Origin of the sequence: Halococcus salsus (assembly GCF_009900715.1) — an archaeon.
Taxonomy (GTDB): Archaea; Halobacteriota; Halobacteria; order Halobacteriales; family Halococcaceae; genus Halococcus; species Halococcus salsus.
Genome location: NZ_JAAAJC010000001.1, coordinates 1198009 through 1215372, shown reverse-complemented (window position 1 = coordinate 1215372; position 17364 = coordinate 1198009). Strand labels below are relative to the sequence as shown.

16 protein-coding genes are annotated in these 17364 nt (G+C 66.1%); 10 read left to right on the top strand and 6 right to left on the bottom strand.

Features of this window, described 5'->3' with window-relative positions:
* Nucleotides 1–3: 3 nt before the first annotated feature.
* Both GT355_RS06305 and GT355_RS06300 read right to left on the bottom strand, forming a co-directional pair.
* Nucleotides 4–519, bottom strand: a complete 516-nt coding sequence (locus GT355_RS06305; protein ID WP_160133818.1) for an SHOCT domain-containing protein — start codon at nt 517–519, stop codon at nt 4–6.
* A 106-nt stretch (nt 520–625) separates the two neighbouring features.
* Complete coding sequence (locus GT355_RS06300; RefSeq protein ID WP_160133817.1) at nt 626–1414, bottom strand: carbon-nitrogen family hydrolase; 789 nt, start codon at nt 1412–1414, stop codon at nt 626–628.
* Nucleotides 1415–1458: 44 nt separating this feature from the next.
* Between GT355_RS06300 and GT355_RS06295 the strand changes: the two genes are divergently transcribed.
* The 9 genes from GT355_RS06295 (at nt 1459) to GT355_RS06255 (ending at nt 10593) form a co-directional block, all read left to right on the top strand.
* Nucleotides 1459–2511: a S66 family peptidase gene (locus tag GT355_RS06295; protein WP_160133816.1), complete on the top strand. Its 1053-nt coding sequence runs from the start codon at nt 1459–1461 to the stop codon at nt 2509–2511.
* A 122-nt stretch (nt 2512–2633) separates the two neighbouring features.
* Nucleotides 2634–3422 carry a hypothetical protein gene (locus tag GT355_RS06290; protein WP_160133815.1) on the top strand — a complete coding sequence of 263 codons (789 nt, stop codon included), beginning with the start codon at nt 2634–2636 and terminating at the stop codon, nt 3420–3422.
* A 148-nt stretch (nt 3423–3570) separates the two neighbouring features.
* Entirely contained in the window at nt 3571–4590 is a 1020-nt protein-coding gene (locus GT355_RS06285; RefSeq protein ID WP_160133814.1) for a lysylphosphatidylglycerol synthase transmembrane domain-containing protein, read from the top strand.
* A gap of 162 nt (nt 4591–4752) precedes the next feature.
* Complete coding sequence (locus GT355_RS06280; RefSeq protein WP_160133813.1) at nt 4753–6072, top strand: dicarboxylate/amino acid:cation symporter; 1320 nt, start codon at nt 4753–4755, stop codon at nt 6070–6072.
* A 26-nt stretch (nt 6073–6098) separates the two neighbouring features.
* Nucleotides 6099–6524 (top strand): type 2 periplasmic-binding domain-containing protein, encoded by a 426-nt coding sequence (locus tag GT355_RS06275; protein ID WP_240145733.1) that lies wholly within the window; start codon nt 6099–6101, stop codon nt 6522–6524.
* The gene (locus GT355_RS06270) at nt 6514–7431 is read left to right on the top strand and encodes a carbohydrate ABC transporter permease (protein WP_160133812.1); all 918 of its coding nucleotides are present in this window, start codon (nt 6514–6516) and stop codon (nt 7429–7431) included. Before GT355_RS06275 ends, GT355_RS06270 begins: the two co-directional genes overlap by 11 nt.
* Nucleotides 7428–8288, top strand: a complete 861-nt coding sequence (locus tag GT355_RS06265) for a carbohydrate ABC transporter permease (RefSeq protein WP_160133811.1) — start codon at nt 7428–7430, stop codon at nt 8286–8288. Before GT355_RS06270 ends, GT355_RS06265 begins: the two co-directional genes overlap by 4 nt.
* A gap of 233 nt (nt 8289–8521) precedes the next feature.
* Complete coding sequence (locus GT355_RS18215) at nt 8522–8914, top strand: hypothetical protein (protein WP_240145732.1); 393 nt, start codon at nt 8522–8524, stop codon at nt 8912–8914.
* A gap of 35 nt (nt 8915–8949) precedes the next feature.
* Nucleotides 8950–10593 carry a sulfatase family protein gene (locus GT355_RS06255; RefSeq protein WP_160133809.1) on the top strand — a complete coding sequence of 548 codons (1644 nt, stop codon included), beginning with the start codon at nt 8950–8952 and terminating at the stop codon, nt 10591–10593.
* 153 nt (nt 10594–10746) lie between these two features.
* On the opposite strand, the gene GT355_RS06250 is transcribed toward GT355_RS06255, so the two are convergent.
* The 4 genes from GT355_RS06250 to glpA all read right to left on the bottom strand — a co-directional run bounded on the left by GT355_RS06250 (nt 10747) and on the right by glpA (nt 15642).
* Entirely contained in the window at nt 10747–11205 is a 459-nt protein-coding gene (locus GT355_RS06250; protein ID WP_160133808.1) for a hypothetical protein, read from the bottom strand.
* A gap of 91 nt (nt 11206–11296) precedes the next feature.
* Nucleotides 11297–12604 carry an anaerobic glycerol-3-phosphate dehydrogenase subunit C gene (locus GT355_RS06245; protein WP_160133807.1) on the bottom strand — a complete coding sequence of 436 codons (1308 nt, stop codon included), beginning with the start codon at nt 12602–12604 and terminating at the stop codon, nt 11297–11299.
* Between the two features lie 7 nt (nt 12605–12611).
* Entirely contained in the window at nt 12612–13892 is a 1281-nt protein-coding gene (gene glpB / locus GT355_RS06240; RefSeq protein WP_160133806.1) for a glycerol-3-phosphate dehydrogenase subunit GlpB, read from the bottom strand.
* On the bottom strand, nt 13879–15642 hold the full coding sequence (gene glpA / locus GT355_RS06235) for an anaerobic glycerol-3-phosphate dehydrogenase subunit GlpA (protein WP_160133805.1): 1764 nt from the start codon (nt 15640–15642) through the stop codon (nt 13879–13881). Before glpA ends, glpB begins: the two co-directional genes overlap by 14 nt.
* Nucleotides 15643–16106: 464 nt before the next feature.
* Between glpA and GT355_RS06230 the strand changes: the two genes are divergently transcribed.
* Nucleotides 16107–17165 carry a glutamate-cysteine ligase family protein gene (locus tag GT355_RS06230; protein ID WP_160133804.1) on the top strand — a complete coding sequence of 353 codons (1059 nt, stop codon included), beginning with the start codon at nt 16107–16109 and terminating at the stop codon, nt 17163–17165.
* Nucleotides 17166–17364: the final 199 nt, after the last annotated feature.

Below are 17364 nucleotides of genomic sequence, written 5' to 3'. Positions count from 1 at the left end.
GACTCACGACGTGCGCCGATTCAGCGCGGCTTCCCGCTCGGTTCTCACACGTTCGTCGTCGACCGAATCGTCAGCGACGAACCGGTCGAGCTCGCGTTCGAAGGTCGTCTCGTCTATCTCCCCCGTAACGTATTGTCGTTTCAGGGCTTCGAGTTTCTCCTCGGTCGTCGGCTCCGGTGGCGTGAGGGCGTCCGCGATCCCGAGTTCGTCGAGGACCGGATAGCGCTTTTCGGCGCGTTCGGCCGCGCTGCCGAGACGGTCGCTCCTCGGGAGCGAGAGTCGACGCAGTAGCCCCCAGCTGACGCCGACGGTGGAGACGGTCAGGAGGACGACGAGCACCGCGACGATCGGGAGATATGGAACCGCGAGGTCGGTGACCACCCCGACGAGCGACACCCCCGCCGTGAGCGCGGCGTAGACGACCAGGCTCACGTAGCCGAGAACGACGACCAGCAATCCCCCGGAGACGAGCAGCGTCCCGATGGCGATGGCGAACGCGTTCTCCCGAAACCAGCCCATACGGTGTCCGTTCGGGAGCCAACTACCTATACTTCGTGTCCCGTTCGAGCCCGAGAGCAGGACGACCCCCTCTGAATACGACGTGGTCGTGGCGACGTCACCCCCCTTAGCCGTCGGTATCGAGTCGCCGGTCGTCCAGAACCGGAAACTCGTTTCGGGTCCGCTCGACGGCGTCGAGGTCGATCCTCGCGAGCGTGACGCCCGCGTCGGTACCCGCGTTCGCCCGCGGAACGCCCCATGGGTCGACCACGAGGCTGTTGCCGGCGAGGTCGACCTCGCGATTCCGCCCGGTGAGGTTGGCCGCCGCGAGGAAGACCTGTTCCTCGACGGCCCTCGTTCGCGCGAAGAGGGTCCAGTGGTCGAGCCGCCGGTGTGGCCACGCCGAGGTGACGAGGAAGAGCTCCGCGCCCGCGTCACACAGCGCCCGATACAGCTCCGGGAACCGGAGGTCATAGCACGTCGTGAGCCCGAGGGTGCCTATCGACGTGTCGACGACCTCGATCCGTTCGCCCGGCGTGAGGAGCCGACTCTCCTCCGATTCGTACCCGAAGAGGTGGATCTTGCGGTAGCTCCCGACCCGCTCGCCGCTCGGATCGAAGAGGAGACTGGTGTTGTAGCGATCCTCGCCATCGGCTTCGACGATGCTGCCGGCGTGGAGGTGGATCCCCAGCTCGTCGGCGAGGTCGGCGAGGCGCGTGGCCGTCGGCCCGTCGATTGGTTCCGCGTGCTCCCGATAGTCGTCGAACGCGAAGTAGCCGACGTTCCAGATCTCGGGCAACAGCACCAGGTCCGCACCGCGGTTCGCTGCCCGTTCGATGTACCGCGTCGCCGTGGCCAGATTCGTCTCCGGGCTGGACTCCGCTTCGAACTGGACGAGCGCTATGTCTATCGCCATACGCGTGGGGAAGGACTATCACCCGAACCGTGAAAGGGGCTTCCATGCCCGAGTTCGTCGTTCCGCCGCCGGTCGAACCCGGCGACAGCGTGGCCGTCCTCTCGCCGGCATCCAACGCGCCCGAGAGCGCCCGGTTCGTCTACGAGTTGGGGCTCGAACGCATGCGCGAGGTGTTCGGCCTCGAACCGGTCGCGTACCCGACCGCCACCGCCGACCCGGAGTGGCTCGCGGAGAACCCCGCAGCCCGCGCCGCGGACGTCATGGACGCCTTCCGCGACCCCGAGATATCGGCCGTCGTCGCGAACATCGGTGGTCACGACCAGATCACGGTCCTCCCACACCTCGACGGCGACGTGCTCCGGGCGAACCCGACGCGGTTCTACGGCTGGTCGGACAACACGAGTCTGGCGCTCTTCCTCTGGAACGAGGGCATCGTCTCGTTCTACGGGGGCTCGACACTGACCGAGTACGCGATGGACGGCGAGCTGTTCGCCTACACGGAGGAGTACCTCGGTCGCGCGCTCTTCGAGGACTCGCTCGGCGAGTGGCGCGAGGCGGACGTGTTCACCGACCAGGCCGGCGACTGGGACGACCCGAGCTCGATCAAGACGAAACGCGAGATCGAGGAGTCGGACGGTCGGCTCTGGTGCGGCGGCGAGGAGCCCGTCTCGGGGCGGATCTGGGGTGGCAACTACTCGGTGCTCGTCGAACAGTTCCTCGCCGACCGCTACCTGCCGGACGAGGAGCTGCTGGACGGGTGTGTCCTCGCGATCGAGACCAGCGAACTGATCCCGGACCCGGCGGTCGTGGGTGCCAACCTCCGCGCGCTCGGCGAGCGCGGGTTGCTCGACCGGTTCGACGGGGTGCTCGTCGGTCGGGCGGCCGCCCGCTCCCACGCAGTGGACAACCCGCCGGCGTGGCGGGCTGACTACCGGGAGCGCCAGCGGAACGCAATCGAGGACGTGTTTCGAAAATACAACCCGAACGCGCCGGTCGTCTTCGACTGCGAGTTCGGCCACACGTACCCGACGTGCCCGCTTCCGATCGGGGCCGAGATCGAGGTCGTCCCCGAGACACGGTCGCTCCGATTCGTGTAGAACGGTACACCCTACAGCGGTGACGGATGGAGAGGAAGGACGGCTAGTGGGAGCTGCACAGCCCGAGCCTGCCCTCGATTTCGGATAGTCACGCACATGTATGGCGCTCCTCTTCCGTGTGTATGAGCGACGACACGCAGACCACGCTCGGCGGCGGGGAGGCGGCCATCGACGAGGGAGACGACGAGGACGAACCCCGGACGAACGACTTCGGCGACGAGCTCGGGGAGCACGAGACCCGCGGTGGGTACAGTCGATACACCGTCTCCAGCCTGCTCCAGAAGGCGGTTCGGCGTTCGGACGAGGAGTGTGCGGCGTGGGCCGCGTGGGAGCTCGCGCGCTCGGGCTACGCCTGGAACCTCTGGGACCGGCTCGCGCTCTACGTCGTCGAGGACCTCCGTGCCGGCGACGAGGTCGTACTCCTCGTCCATCGGTACGAGCGGCTCGCCAACGACCACTGGAACCCCGAGGAGTGGGAGGGCCGCCTCTGTGCGATCCACGCCGCGCTCGCCGCCGCCCGCGCCACCTCGACGCGGGAGGCGACCTACGCGAACGACTACTTCGAGAAGGTCGCCCAGGAACGCACCGCGGCACGGCGTGCGGGTCGCGAACCCGCCGAGGACTTCCCGGTCGGCGACCTCGAACCCGGCGGCGAGTTCGACGTGATCTTCGACCAGCACACCTACGAGGGGGCGAAGATGGACCGCAACGGCCGCTACTTCACCGTCCATGGTGCCCGCGTCGGGCCGGAAGGCGAATCGGAGCTCGGCGAACGCTGGCGACGGCGGAGCCTCGACCTCGACGACCGTGAGTACACCGACGCGGAGCGCGACCACGCGCTCGCACCGGTCGATCCGGAGGATCGATGGACCGAACCGGATCCCCCCGGAGACGACGAAAGGGAGGAGTAGCGACCAGATCGTCGCTGACCAGGCACGGTAGTTCCGCAGTTCAAGCACTACTCAGTGGGCATAGGACCAGCAGAGGGCCACACGACCGGCGGCGGGCCACACGACCGATACGCAAAGTACATACTCCCGTTGCGTAGTTGGTACGTATATGGTCGAGAGTGGGCGGCTTCGGACCACGGCGCTCGGGTTCCTCGGGGCCGTGGCCGCGTTCGCCGTCGCGATCTGGGTCATCGGCCCACACGAGATCTACGGTGCGCTCGTCATGAGCCGGCCGGCGATCCTCGTTGCGATCGTCGGCGTCGCGGCGTGCTGGCTCACGGCGTGGGGGCTCTCGCTACGAACCGTGTTGGACGCGCTCGACGCCCCCGTTCCCGCCTCGACGGCCGTGCTGGTCTTCGCTAGCGCCACGTTCGCCAACAACGTCACCCCGTTCGGCCAGGCCGGCGGTGAACCCGTGAGCGCGCTGCTCATCTCGCGCGCCTCCGACCGGGAGTACGAGACGGGTCTCGCCGCGATCGCGAGCGTCGACGCGCTCAACTTCGTCCCCTCGATCGGGCTCGCCCTGGTCGGACTGGGCTACTTCGCCACGACGCTCACGTTCGGGGCGGACCTCCCGCTCGCCGCCGGTGCCGTGGTCGCGTTCGCGGCGGTGCTGGTGGTCGGTGCCGTTCTCGGGTGGCGATACCGCTACCGGATCGAACACGGCGTCGTCGCGACGCTCGCGCCGCTGATCCAACGGGCCGCCGCCGCCCTCCCACGCGTCTCGCCGCCGGAGCCCGACGCGCTCGAAGCTCGCATCGAGGCGTTCTTCGCCGCCGTCGAGCGGGTCGCGACGAGTCCCCGGAAGCTGGCGCTGGCGTTGCTCTTCTCGACGGTCGGCTGGGTGGGGCTGGCGACGTCGCTGTGGCTCTCGCTCTACGCGCTGGGTTACACCGTTCCGCTGGCCGTCGTGTTGGTCGCGATCCCGGCGGGGGCGATGGCGAGCATCACCCCGCTCCCGGGTGGGCTCGGTGGCGTGGCCGCCGTTCTGGGGGCGCTCGTCGACGGGACCACGGTCGGTATCTCGGTCGCCACGATCGCCGCCGCCGTCCTCATCCACCGGGGGGCGACCTACGTACTTCCGACGATGGTGGGCGGCGGCGTCGCGGCCGTGCTCGTCGACCGGTGAACGGCTTCGGGGTCACACGGGACGACTGCTCCGCTCGATGGAACCGACGCTCATTGCTGGGCTCACGACCCGGTATGAAAAGGATCCAACGCCGATCGGGGGATATCCGAACGTTCGTTTCCCCGCCGAAGCGCTTTTGGTGTGTTCCAACATTCGAGTGCTATGGCAAACCAGTTCCTCAGCGTCTGGCGGCGATATCGGTCGATACCGATCGTCTACCGTATCGCGGCCGCGTTCGTTCTGGGGTCGATAGTCGGGCTCGCCGTCGGGCCACCCGCCCAACGCCTCCAGCCGCTCGGCGACCTGTTCGTCCGGCTGCTCGAGATGATCATCATCCCGATCATCGTCTTCACCCTCCTGATGGCGGCCCGGCGGCTCTCGCCAACCAATCTCGGCAAGATCGGGGCGCAGACGGTCCTGCTCTACTTGCTCACGACCACCGTCGCCATCGCGCTCGGTTTGGGTGTCAGCAACCTCGTCAACCCCGGCTCGGGCGTGACGCTCACGGGCGGAAACGTCAACACGGAACAAGCGCCGTCGCTCGGCCAGCAGCTCCTCAACATCGTCCCGACGAACCCGATCTCCGCGATGGCGGAGGGCAACATCCTCGCGATCATCTTCTTCGTGCTGGTGTTCGGTATCGGGATGACGTTGGTACGGGAGGAGTCCGACGCCGACTCGTCGATCCGGAACGGCATCGACACGATATTCGAGACGGCCGAGGCGGGTGCGGAGGTGATGTTCAAGGTCGTCTGGGGGATCATGGAGTACGGCGTGATCGGCGTCTTCGCGCTGATGGCCGCGCTCTTCGGCGAGATCGGGGTCGAGGCCATCAGGGCCTACGCGATGCTGGCCGCGACCCTCCTCGTCGCGGTCGCGATCCAGATAACGGTCGTCTACCTGCTCGTTCTCCTCCGCGGGGTGGTCGGTGTCTCCCCGATCTCCTTCCTCCGCGGCACGCGGGAGGCGCTGGTGACGGCGCTCAGCATTCGCTCGTCCAGCGGGACCCTCCCGGTCTCGATGTCGAACGCCGAGGACAACCTCAAGATCGACGAGGGTGTCTACAGCTTCTCGCTGCCGCTCGGAGCCACGATCAACATGGACGGAACCGCGATGTACCTCGGTATCGTCGCGATCTTCGCCGCGAACATCGCCGGCGTCTCGCTGACCCTCGCCCAGCAGTTCTCCATCCTCGTCACCGCACTGCTCGCCAGCATCGGCACCGCCGGGGTCCCGAGCGCGAGCCTCGTGATGATGACCGCCGTGCTGACCCAGGTCGGCCTCCCGCTCGAAGTCATCGCGATGATAGCCGGTATCGACCCCCTCCTCGACCGCCTTCGCACGATGAACAACGTCGCCGGCGACCTCGCGGTGAGCACCGTCGTCGGGAAGTGGAACGACGCGGTCGACCTCACGGCCGGTGTGTGGGCCGGTGGGGTCGGCGAGGGCGACGTGGTGGCGAGCGAAAGCGCCACCGACTGACCGCTCACCGCGAACGCGACTGGAACATGTTCAAGCCGTTCGTCGCCCCCGGAAAGCAACAGAACTGGACCGAGTCGGGGAGCCACACGATCGTGCTCCCCCGCAAGAACTCCAGGGACAGAGAGCAGACCCAAACGGCCGTGGAGGTGGCCGAGTGGATAACCCAGGAGAACCCGATCTGGGGGACGCAGGCCGGCCACCTGCCCGCCGCCTCGAAGCTCCAGAACTCCCCGGCGCTTCGTGAGTCGCCCCTCTGGCCGAAGTCGCTCTCGAAGTTCTCGGAGATGGCGAGCAAGGACCAGTTCGCGTACCTCCCACGGACCCCGTTCAACGTGAACGAGGCGTCGACGTGGGACTTCCTGCTCGACATCTACTCGCACAGTACCTCCCCAAAGGCCGGGCTCAGACGGGGAGCGGAGACCGTCCAGGGGTTGATCGACGATGTCAATTAGGGACCGATTCAGTCGCACGGAAGCGACCGAGGGGAGCCTCCAACGGCGGGAGACGGTCGACGGGGTCCTCTTTGCGATCCCCTACATGATCTTCTTCTGTGTGTTCCTCCTCTATCCGCTGTTGCAGGGGCTCTACATGAGCCTCTTCGAGTGGAACCCGCTGTTCCCCGCCCAGTCGGAGTTCCTCGGGATCCAGAACTACGCCTCGATGCTCCAGGACCCCGCGTTCTGGAACGCACTGGTGAACACGGTCTACTTCGTCGTGTTGACCGTGCCGGCGATGGTGATCTTCGGGTTGGCGCTCGCGCTGGGTGTCAACAAGAAGGTGATCGGCCGGCGCTACCTGCGGACGATCTACTTCAGCCCGTACATCCTGACGGTCTCCATCGTGGGTATCGTCTGGAGCCTCTTCCTCTCGTCCGGGTTCGGGCCGATCAACTACTACCTGGGGTTCATCATGGACACGCCGCCGAACTGGTTGGGTTCGTCGGCCCTCGCGATGCCCGTGCTCGCCGTCGTCACCAACTGGTGGCTGCTCGGGTTCAACTTCGTCATCCTGCTAGCCGCCCGCCAGAACGTCCCGGAACGGCTGTACGAGGCCGCACGGCTCGACGGGGCGGGCACCTGGCGCGCCTTTCGGGACATCACCCTCCCGCAGATGCGGAACGCGATCGCGTTCGTCGTGATCGTCCAGTTCATCCAGCAGTTCCAGGTGTTCGGCCAGCCCTACGTGATGACCGACGGCGGACCGAACAACTCCACGATGACGCTCGTCTACTACCTCTACAACGCGGCGTTCAGCCAGCAGCGGTTCGGCTACGCCGCGGCGGTGGGGTACCTCCTCTTCGGACTCCTCGTGGTCGTATCGTACGTGAACTACCGGTACATCGGAAGTGATTCAGCATGAGCGAAGCAACCGCCAACGGACGTCGAGGTATCCTGAGCAACGCCACCACACGAACGGTCGCGGTCCACGTCGGGCTGTACGCGGTCGCGATACTCTTCATGGTCCCCTACCTCTACATGATCTCGCTCTCCCTAAAGCCCCAGGAGATCGCGATCAGCTCCGTCCCGCACCTCATCCCCCCGGAGTTCACGCTCGCGAACTATACCGAGCTGCTCTCGGGGACCCTGATCCTCCAGTGGGTGCTCAACACGTTCATCGTCGCGACGACGGCGACGGTGCTCGTTCTGATCGTCGACTCCATGATCGCGTTCTCGCTCACGCGGCTCAACTGGCCCGGCCAGTCGATACTGCTCACGATCATCATCGGGAGCTTTATGGTCCCCTTCTACGTCAACCTCGTCCCGCTGTTCACCACGGTCTCTGACCTGGGCCTCGTCAGCAGCCTGTTCGGCGTGATCTTACCTGCGGTCGCGAACCCGCTCGGGGTCTTCCTGCTCTATCAGTTCTTCCGGGACATCCCGGAGGAGTACGGTGAAGCCGCCCGGCTCGACGGCTTCTCGAACTTCCAGATCTACTCCCGGATCATCCTGCCGATCTCGCGGCCGATCCTCTCGGCGCTCGCCATCTTCATGTTCGTCTACAACTGGAACCAGTTCGTCTGGCCGGTCGTCGTGCTCCAGAACCAGGCCTCGTTCACCCTGCCGCTGGGGCTGGTGATCCTCCGTGATACGTTCACGTTCCGGCCGGGTCTCTTCATGGCCTCCGGGATCATCGCGTCCCTCCCGCTGTTCGTGCTGTTCCTCCTCCTCCAGGACCAGATCATCGAGGCGGTGCAGTTCCAGGGTACGACCGGATGAGGGCGGACGACGGGGACGAGGGATCGTTCGGCGGGGCGCTCAGGGACGCCCTCGGCTTCGCGTACCGACACAGCCTCGTTCTCGTCGTCGTAAGTGTCTGCTGGGTTGTTAGTTCGCTCCCGGTCGTCACTTGCGGAATTTCGACTCTTGGTGCGTACGCGGCGATCCGTTCGCTTCGTTCCAACAACGAGGTGAGATTCGATGAAATAACGGCGACGATCCGGCGACATGGCGTGAACGACTCCCTCCTGATATACGTACCAATCATCATAGGGTTCGCCACGGCTACCTACTTCCTGACATACGTTCGGACCGACTCGTTCCAGTACCTCGCCATCGCCATCGCCGGCACCTATCTATTCATCTTCTTAGCACTCGTCGTGCTGACGACGTTCGCGGTTCTCTCGCGGGAGCGCTCGTTCGTCGATTCGCTCTCGGCGAGCTACACCTGGGTGGTGGGCAACCCGACGCACTCGACGACCCTGATCTTCGTCTACGCCGGACTGTTGTTGCTCGGTGCGGTCTCCGTGATCGGGCTGGTGATCATCGTCCCGGCGCTCCTCTTCACGCTCCACGAGGGGGTGGTGCGAGACGGGACGCTACACTCGCCCTCGATGACCCGATAGAAACGGCTTTCAGTTCGACGCGGCGAGGGGGTCCAATGACCGACCGGACCACCGAGCGACCCCGTCACCTTCACCGGCGAAAGGCCATGAAGGCGGCCGGTGGACTCGGGGTCGGTGGGCTGCTCAGCGGCTGCTCGTCCAACGCTGCGCTTCTCGGTAGCACCGATACCTCCCAGCCCCGCAACATCGTCTTCGTTCTGAGCGACGACCACCGGTACGATTTCATGGATTTCGTGGACGAACCGGGAACGCCCGAGTTCCTGGAGACGCCGAACATGGACCGGATGGCGAACCGGGGCGCACACCTCCCGAACACGACGGTCAGCACGTCGCTGTGTGCGCCGAGCCGGGCCTCCATCCTCACCGGTCAGTACGCCCACGAACACGGCGTCATCGACAACCAGCATCCCCGGTCCGACCACGACCCGTTCTTCGTCGACCACCTCAAGGACGCCGGCTACGAGACCGCCTTCATCGGGAAGTGGGACACGTTCCGGATCAACAGCGCCGAACCCCGGCCGGCGTTCGACCGCTGGGTGAGCTTCGAGAAACAGGGCAACTACATCGACCCCCAGCTCAACGTCGACGGCGACTGGGTACAACACAACGGCTACATCACCGACATCCTGACGAAGTACGCGCTCCGGTGGCTCAGGAACCGGAGCGGCGACAAACCGTTCTTCCTCTATCTCTCCCACAAGGCCCCACACGCCTGGTTCCGCCCCGCGCCCCGTCATCAGGGCCGATACGCCGATGCGCCGATCGAGTACCCGGAGACGATGGCCAACTCCGCGGCGAACTACCGGGACAAACCGGACTGGGTGCGCGAACAGCGCGACAGCGTCCGCGGGGTGGACTACGTCTTCGGCGGCAACTTCGGGTTCGGCGGCCCATCCGGGTTCGACACCCTCTACCGGAAGTACTGTGAGACGCTGCTCTCGCTCGACGAGAGCATCGGCGCGGTGATGGACCAGCTCGATACGTCCGGCGTCGCCGACTCGACGTTGACGCTCTACATGTCCGACAACGGCTTCTCGCTCGGCGAACACGGTCTCATCGGCAAGCAGACCGCCTACGAACCCTCGATGCGGGTTCCGTTGCTCGCGTGGGCACCGGGGCTCGTCGAGTCCGGCACGACCATCGACCGGGCGGTCTCGAACGTCGACCTCGCACCGACGTTTCTGGAGGTCGCCGACATTTCTCGACCGGGCTACATGAGCGGGGAGTCCTTCCTCCCCGCGCTGGCCGGCGAGGGAACCGCCCGAAGCCAGGACCCGTACTACGAATCGTTCTGGGGCGGCTTCCCGAAGCACCCGACCATGTTCAGCACGCGGCGGGGTCGGTACAAGTACATCTGGTACTACGGGCCGATGCAGGACGAGCTCTACGACCTCCAAGCCGACCCCGCGGAGGCGAACAACCTGTTCGACGACCGGAACCACGAACAGCGCCGGAAGGCGATGCACGACCGGCTCTTCGACTGGATCGAGTCGGGCGGCGGCGTCCCGATCCCGCTCCAGCGCGAACGACGCGGGGACAACCGTAAGCAACGCCCGAAGAACGCGCCGAAGACCGCACCGGACGACCTGGCCGGCGAAAGCGGGAGGAACAACAGGAACAACAGGAACGGGAAGAGCGGGAAGAATGGGAAAAATGGGAAGAACGGGAAGAGCGGATAGACCGGGAAAAATGGGAAGAACGGGAAGAGCGGATAGACCGGGAAAAATGGGAAGAACGGGAAGAGCGGATAGACCGGGAAAAATGGGAAGAACGGGAAGAGCGGATAGACCGGAGCCGGAGACCGCGCGTCACGCCGCGGAGTTCCCCTGGCCTCACTCCGTATCGGTGAACTCGAACTCGGCGTCGATGTCGTGGGTCCCCTCGTCGTCTATCACGACGGCCGTCGAGAGCACCCGTTGGAGGGGGTCCTCGTACTCCTCGGGCGAGACCCCCGCCTCGCCGGGGACCCACTCCCAGGCAATCTCCCAGCGGAGTTTCCCGGTCCGCTCGGCCGGGGTCGTTCGTGAGTTGACGACCAGCACGACCAGTTCGGTGTAGGGGTCCGGGTCGGTCGCCGCCAGTACGGGCCCCTGGAACGCGCCCATCGTCTTCGGGATGTCCGTCGTGAGGACGTCCCTGATCTCGTCGGCACCGCCGACGATGGTCGCGTACTGGACGACTATCGCTTCGTGGTCGACGTCGTAGTCGACCCACTCGACGTCGAACCCGTTGTCCTCGAGCGCCGCCCTGACGCCGGTGAGAACGGCGTCGTGGTCAGTTGGTTCGATCAATGCCCGTCGATAGTCACCGCGGGTAGTTACGGATTGCGCACCCGACATCCACCCGATCGCTGGGGTCAAGGCCCGACGAGTTCGCTCGGTCTCAGGCTGCCGAGGTCTCGGTCAGGGCCTCTTGGAGCACTTCGAGGGGATGGGTGATCTCGTAGCCGGTGCCGTGTTCCATCTGCATCGCACACGTCGGACACTCGGTCATCCCCTCCTCGCCCGCGCCGGCCTCCATGTGCTCGAACATCTCCTCGCCGATCTGCATCGATTTGTCGTACTTCTCCTCCTTCCAGCCGTAGGTCCCGGAGATCCCGGAACACGACGGCCCGACGTCCTCGACGTCGACCCCGTCGAGGTCGCGGAAGAGCTCGACCGCCTGTCGGTCGAGCCCCTGATTCCGGGCGTGACACGGCGCGTGGTAGGCCATATCGGGCATATCGACCTCGCTCTCCTCGACCGCCCCGCGGAGGTCCTCGTTGATCCGGAGGTATTCGAGGCCCTCGTAGGTGTGTTGTGCGACCGTCTCGATGTCGGTGATGTCGAAGAGTTCGGGGTACTCCTGGCGGAGCGCCATCGAACACGAGGTGCAGGAGGCGATGACGTCGGCACCGTCGTTGATCGCCGCCGCGAGTTCCTCGACGTTGGTCCGGGCGTGCCGGCGGGCGTCCGTGAGCATCCCGTTGGCGAACATCGGGGTGCCCGAGCACTTCTGGGGCGGCACCAGGATCTCGTAGTCGAAGTGCTCGTAGACATGGACCATCGCCTTCGCGACCTCTGGAGTGTTATAATTCGAGTAACAGCCGTGGAAGTAGGCCACCCGTTTGTCGGGGTTCTCGACGTGGGCCCCGCCGCGCTCGGCCCACCACTCGCGGAAGGTCTGCTGGGCGAAGGCGGGGAACTCGCGTTCGGCCGTCACGCCGAGGGTCTTCTCCATCACCCACCGCGCCGGCCCGAAGTTCATCGCGAAGTTCGCGATCTGTGGGACTTTCGAGGCGAACCACGCCGAGGTGCGGTAGTTGGCGAGGATACGGTTCCTGACGTACTCGGTCGAGAGTTTCTCCATCTGGCGCTCGACGAACGCCCCGCGTGCCTCGTTGTGCATCTGACTGAGCGGCACCGACGAGGGACACGCGTTGTCACAGCGCATGCAGTTCGAACACGAGTTGATCGAGGGGTCGATGTCGTCGTCGCCCTTGCGTTTCAGCCGCCACTGCTCGGGGCCCTGGAACTTCGGGCCGGGGAAGTCGTCGTCGACCTCCGCCACCGGGCACGACGTATCGCAGGTCGTACACTTGTAGCAGTCGTCCGCGCCGGGCCGGAGGTCCATCGGTTCCCCGGAGAAGACGTCGACGGGTTCGAACGAGTCGGTGCTGGCGTCGGTCGGGGTTGTGTCTGCGTCGCTCATTGGAAAGTCAGATCAGGGCTCCTGCACGCTCGCCGGCCACGTGACCGGTCGCGAGCGAGACGCCGCTCCCGCACTTCTGGGCGGCGAAGTCCGCACCGCCGAGCACGCTGCCGGCGGCACGGAGGTTCGAGAATTCGACATCGCCGGCCGCGTCGAGCGGCCGGAGGTCGTCGTCGGGGACGACACCGAAGCGGGCGAACGGCTGGTCGCCGAAGGCGTCGGTCGCGGACCAGTCGTATCGGTCCTCGGGGTGGGGGATGTGACAGTCGAAGACCGGCTCGCGAACGCCATCGCGCGAACTCCCGATCCCCTTCCCTACCAGCCCGCCCGTCGCGAGCACGAACTGGTCGGCACCGTACGGCACGCGCTGGCCGTTCTTGTCCGTGTAGACCGTCGTGAGGGCCCCGTCCTCCGATTCGTAGTCGACGACGGGGTTGCCCGTGGTTCGTCGGACGCCCGCCTCGTCGAGCGCCGCGAGGAAGAGGGATTCGAGGCGAACCCCTGGAAGGCTCGGCGGCGACGCGGCGAGTTCGAACACGGGGACGTCGAGACGATTCGCCAAGTCCTCGCGCACCACGTCGTTCTCGTCGTCGCCGACGAGCGAGGGAAAGCCGACGCGCTCGGCCCCGTCGAGTTTCGGTCTGACGAGTTCGGCCAGCGCCCGCCGAACCCCGTCGAACCGCGGCGCGCGGTCCCTGTCGGGTTCCTCGTCGCGGTCGAGCGCGCGCGCGTACCGCGTGAGTTTGGCGTCGGCGCGGAACTCCTTCGGGAAGCGGAGCGTCACACCTCGGACATCGAACGGGACGCCCGCCGCGGCGAGACGGTCGGCGGCGAGCGGCGCGTCGAAGTCGCTCAATCCCTCGAATCCAACCAACAAGGTCGAGCGGGCGTCGCTCGCGAGGCCCGCGGCCATCGAGGCCGGATAGCGCGCCGTCGGTTTGATCGTGCCGGCCTGGGTGGGGACGAGCGCGTTGGCGTCGGTGTGACCACCCCGATAACTGTCGCCGACCACGCCATCGAAGCGGTCGAATCCCTCGCGGATCGCCGATTCACCGACAACCCGGTAGGGATGCTCGTTGGGGAGGTCGGATAGCCCGGTGTACGGGTCCGCGAGCGGGCCGTCGTCGCCGGTGTAGCCCAGACAGTCCACGAGGCCGCTGGCGTGACGGAGCGTGCTCTTCTTGTGTGAGAGCAATCTGACCGTGGCTCCGGTCTCGGCGGCCGAGAGCGCGGCGCTCATCCCGGCGAGACCGCCGCCGACGACGAGGACGTCCTCACGAATCGCCATCGGGCCCCTCGTTCGGTGGGAGTCGGCCGCCGTCGGCGGCGGTCTCGCGCGTGCCACGCGAGGTGTCCGGTTCGACGTCGTCCGTCGATCGACCGTCGTCGAACGCCGCGAAGTCGAGGTCGGACTCGCGGGCGGCGGGGTCGCGGTCGCGGTTCAGCGTCGTGGCGTGGAGGGCGTACTTCAGCGCGGCCTGTGAGAGCTGTTCGCCCCAGAGCCCGTGGCGCTCGCCTTTCCAGCGTTCCTGGTAGAGTTCGTCGTAGGCGTCGCGCACCGTCGGCTCGTCGTAGGTCGGGTGGAGCTGGCTCGCGATCCCCTGACAGCAAAACGCCCCCTGACAGTTCCCCATCGACGCCCTGGTGCGGAGCCGAACCGCGTTGAGGTCGGTCCCCGATTCGTCGATCGCCTTGTCGATCTCGGCGCTGGTCACGGCCTCGCAGGTACACACGACGGGGTTGGGGTTGCTTCCGCCGAGCACCTGCGGCGAGAAGCTTCCGAGACGTTTCGTGCTCCGCTTCGCGATCGGTGATCGAAGCCCGAACTCGTCCATGTACTCTTCGAGGTTTCCGATGTCCTCACTGCCTGGCAGGGGTTCGTCGGCGGTGCGACACTCGGCCTCGACCCCGAACTGTTCGCAGACGTGGTCCGAGATCTTCTCGGCCATCAATCGATACGTGGTGAACTTCCCGCCGACGATGCTGGTCAGCCCAGGCAAATCGTCGCGCTCCTCGTGGTCGAGCAGGAAGAAGTCCCGCGTGATATCCGTGGGATCGGTCGTCCCGGTTCCTGGGGGTTCGTAGAGCGGCCGCACGCCCCAGAACGAGCGAATGGTCCGCGCATCCTTCAGGATCGGCACGAGTTCGGAGAGCGTGTCGATCATCAGGTCGACCTCCCAGCCCTCCTCGGGGTAGTCCTCCGGGTCCTCGACCTCTTCGTCCGTCGTGCCGAGGATCGCGGCGGTCTCGTGGGGCACGATGATGTCGGCGTCGCCCTTCGGTCGGCACCGATTGACGACGGTATCGACCTGTCGGGTGTTCATCACGACCATCACACCCTTCGAGGGCCGAACTTCGACGTCGACGCCCGCCATCGCGCCGACGCGGCCCGCCCACGCGCCCGTGGCGTTCACGACGTAGTCGGCGCGGATCTCCTCGGTCGTTCCAGGTTTCCGGTGAACGCGCTTTCCCGGCCCGCTCTCGTGTTCGACCTCGACGCCCACGACTTCACCGTCCTCGACGAGGACGTCGGTGACTTTGGCGTGGGTCTCGATACGTGCGCCGTGTTCGATCGCGCTCGCGGCGTTCGCGACACACAACCGGAAGGGGTCGATCGCGCCGTCGGGTACCCGGATCGCGCGCTTGACGTCCTTCGCGAGGTAGGGCTCGATCTCTCGGGCTTCCTTCCCCGAAACCACCTCGGCCGGGATGTCACACTCCCGACAGCCCTCGAGCTTCTCCTCGAAGTACTCGTCGGCGTCGCCCTCCTTCTGGACGAACAACCCGCCGGTCATCTCGACACAGTGGGTCGCGATCTCCCGGAGAACCCGGTTCTCCTCGATACATTCACGGGCGCTCGACCGGTCGGAGACCGCATAGCGACCCCCGCTGTGAAGCAGGCCGTGCATCCGGCCGGTGGTCCCGTGGGTGAGGTTGCCCTTCTCGACGAGCGTCACGTCGAACCCGCGCATCGCCAAGTCCCGGGCGATACCCGTCCCCGTGGAGCCACCGCCGATCACCGCCACTGTTCCATCCATTAGGTGACGATTCGGCTCCGAATACTTTACTCTATGCCCACCGGATCACTGACGTGTCGTGTTCCGATTCGAGATGAGCTGCAACAAACCATCGTAACACGGATTCTGTACGGGGATCTCGATCCGATCTCTAGTCGGACTTCTTTATTCGAGGTCGAGGTCTCGGTCGGCCGGCGAGGGCACTCGCCCAGTGGCAAGGATGTCTCGATGACCGCGCACGGGTATTCTTTATTCTCTATCGTGAATAACGTGCCGGCCCCCGCAAGCCATCGACCCATCCCGACCCCTCACGTAATCGGTCGTGGACCGAACGATCGTCGTCGTGGAGCGGAACGGGCGACCACCGGTTCGTCCGGGATTTCAGCCCCGTAACGGCTCGAATCGCTCATTTCCGCGCCACGGCGCGCATCGTCGGGTAGTACGGAAAACATCAGATACAGATACCCCATACAGATAGGGACGTCATGCGATTAGGACTGGAAGCCGAATACTGGGTGGTCGACGGGGACGGGAGGTTGTGCGACGGGCGTGACCTCGTCGAGGCACACGACCGTGTCTCGCCCGAGTTCGTCGACGCGATGATCGAGGTCGAGACCCCGCCGGTCGGTTCGATCCCGGCGCTCCGCGAGACGCTCGTCGAGGTGCTCGAAGCGGTGATGGGGGCCGCCGCGTCCGATGGACGGCGGCTCGTGCCGCTCGGAACGCCGCTCTCGTCACAGACCGGAGCGGTCCGGTCGGCCCGCGGGAAGCTCCTCGAACGCATCTACGGCGACGGCATCGAGCCCGCGAAGAACTGTGCCGGCACACACGTCCACTTCGAGCGCGAGCGCGTGACACGACAGCTCAACCTCCTGACCGCGCTCGACCCCGCGCTCGCGCTGGTGAGCTCGTCGCCGTACTACCGTGGCGAGCGGGTCGCGAACTGCTCGCGGGCCCACGTCTACCGTCACGAATCGGGCGCGCGATTCGAGCGCTATCGTGACCTCTGGGAGTACGCGACCGACGTCGCGGAGTGGGAGAGCCGCATCGAGGCCCGCTACCGCGAGCTGCGAACGATCGCACACGAGGTGGGCATCGACGACGCGGTGTTCGACGAACACTTCCAGCCCGAGAACGCGGTACTGACGCCGGTCCGACTTCGAGGGGCGCAGCCGACGGTCGAGTGGCGTGCACCCGACACGGCGCTTCCGAGTCAGGTCCTCGAACTCGTCGGGACGGTCGCGGACCTCGTCGAGCGCACGAACGACACCCCAGTGCAGGTCGGTGACCCCGCGGTCGGCGACGAACGGATCGGCGTTCCGCCCTTCGCCGAACTCCGCGAACTGACCGACGCGGCCGTCGAGGACGGCATCGGTGCGCCGGACGTCCGTGACTATCTCGAAACGATGGGCTTCGATCCCGCGAACTATCGACCGCTCACGGGCTCGATATCGGGACCGGCCCGTCTCGACGAAACGACCGCCGAACGGCTTCGACTCGACGCGGCCGACGCGCTCGAAGCGGACCTCGCGGCGCTCGATTGACGGGGTGAAAAACGGTCATGTCGATCCGGCTGTCCAGCTCCCTGGCCGCTGACGTTCGGTGTCGAGAACTGGCGCGCGAAGGGGGCCATCGGAGGACAGCAAGGGGAATGGGGTGAATCCTCCTTCGCCCCGAGTCGTCGTATCGCCGTCCACCGGTTGTCCATTCGGCTTTCGAGCGCCGGTCCGTGCCGTCGGCCGG

Coding starts and splice junctions, on each gene's coding strand:
- GT355_RS06265 (WP_160133811.1), top strand. CDS start 7,428: ATGAGCGAAGCAACCGCCAACGGACGTCGAGGTATCCTGAGCAACGCC.
- GT355_RS06305 (WP_160133818.1), bottom strand. CDS start 519: ATGGGCTGGTTTCGGGAGAACGCGTTCGCCATCGCCATCGGGACGCTG.
- GT355_RS06245 (WP_160133807.1), bottom strand. CDS start 12,604: ATGAGCGACGCAGACACAACCCCGACCGACGCCAGCACCGACTCGTTC.
- GT355_RS06270 (WP_160133812.1), top strand. CDS start 6,514: ATGTCAATTAGGGACCGATTCAGTCGCACGGAAGCGACCGAGGGGAGC.
- GT355_RS06290 (WP_160133815.1), top strand. CDS start 2,634: ATGAGCGACGACACGCAGACCACGCTCGGCGGCGGGGAGGCGGCCATC.
- GT355_RS06280 (WP_160133813.1), top strand. CDS start 4,753: ATGGCAAACCAGTTCCTCAGCGTCTGGCGGCGATATCGGTCGATACCG.
- glpA (WP_160133805.1), bottom strand. CDS start 15,642: ATGGATGGAACAGTGGCGGTGATCGGCGGTGGCTCCACGGGGACGGGT.
- GT355_RS06255 (WP_160133809.1), top strand. CDS start 8,950: ATGACCGACCGGACCACCGAGCGACCCCGTCACCTTCACCGGCGAAAG.
- glpB (WP_160133806.1), bottom strand. CDS start 13,892: ATGGCGATTCGTGAGGACGTCCTCGTCGTCGGCGGCGGTCTCGCCGGG.
- GT355_RS06275 (WP_240145733.1), top strand. CDS start 6,099: ATGTTCAAGCCGTTCGTCGCCCCCGGAAAGCAACAGAACTGGACCGAG.
- GT355_RS06230 (WP_160133804.1), top strand. CDS start 16,107: ATGCGATTAGGACTGGAAGCCGAATACTGGGTGGTCGACGGGGACGGG.
- GT355_RS06300 (WP_160133817.1), bottom strand. CDS start 1,414: ATGGCGATAGACATAGCGCTCGTCCAGTTCGAAGCGGAGTCCAGCCCG.
- GT355_RS06285 (WP_160133814.1), top strand. CDS start 3,571: ATGGTCGAGAGTGGGCGGCTTCGGACCACGGCGCTCGGGTTCCTCGGG.
- GT355_RS06295 (WP_160133816.1), top strand. CDS start 1,459: ATGCCCGAGTTCGTCGTTCCGCCGCCGGTCGAACCCGGCGACAGCGTG.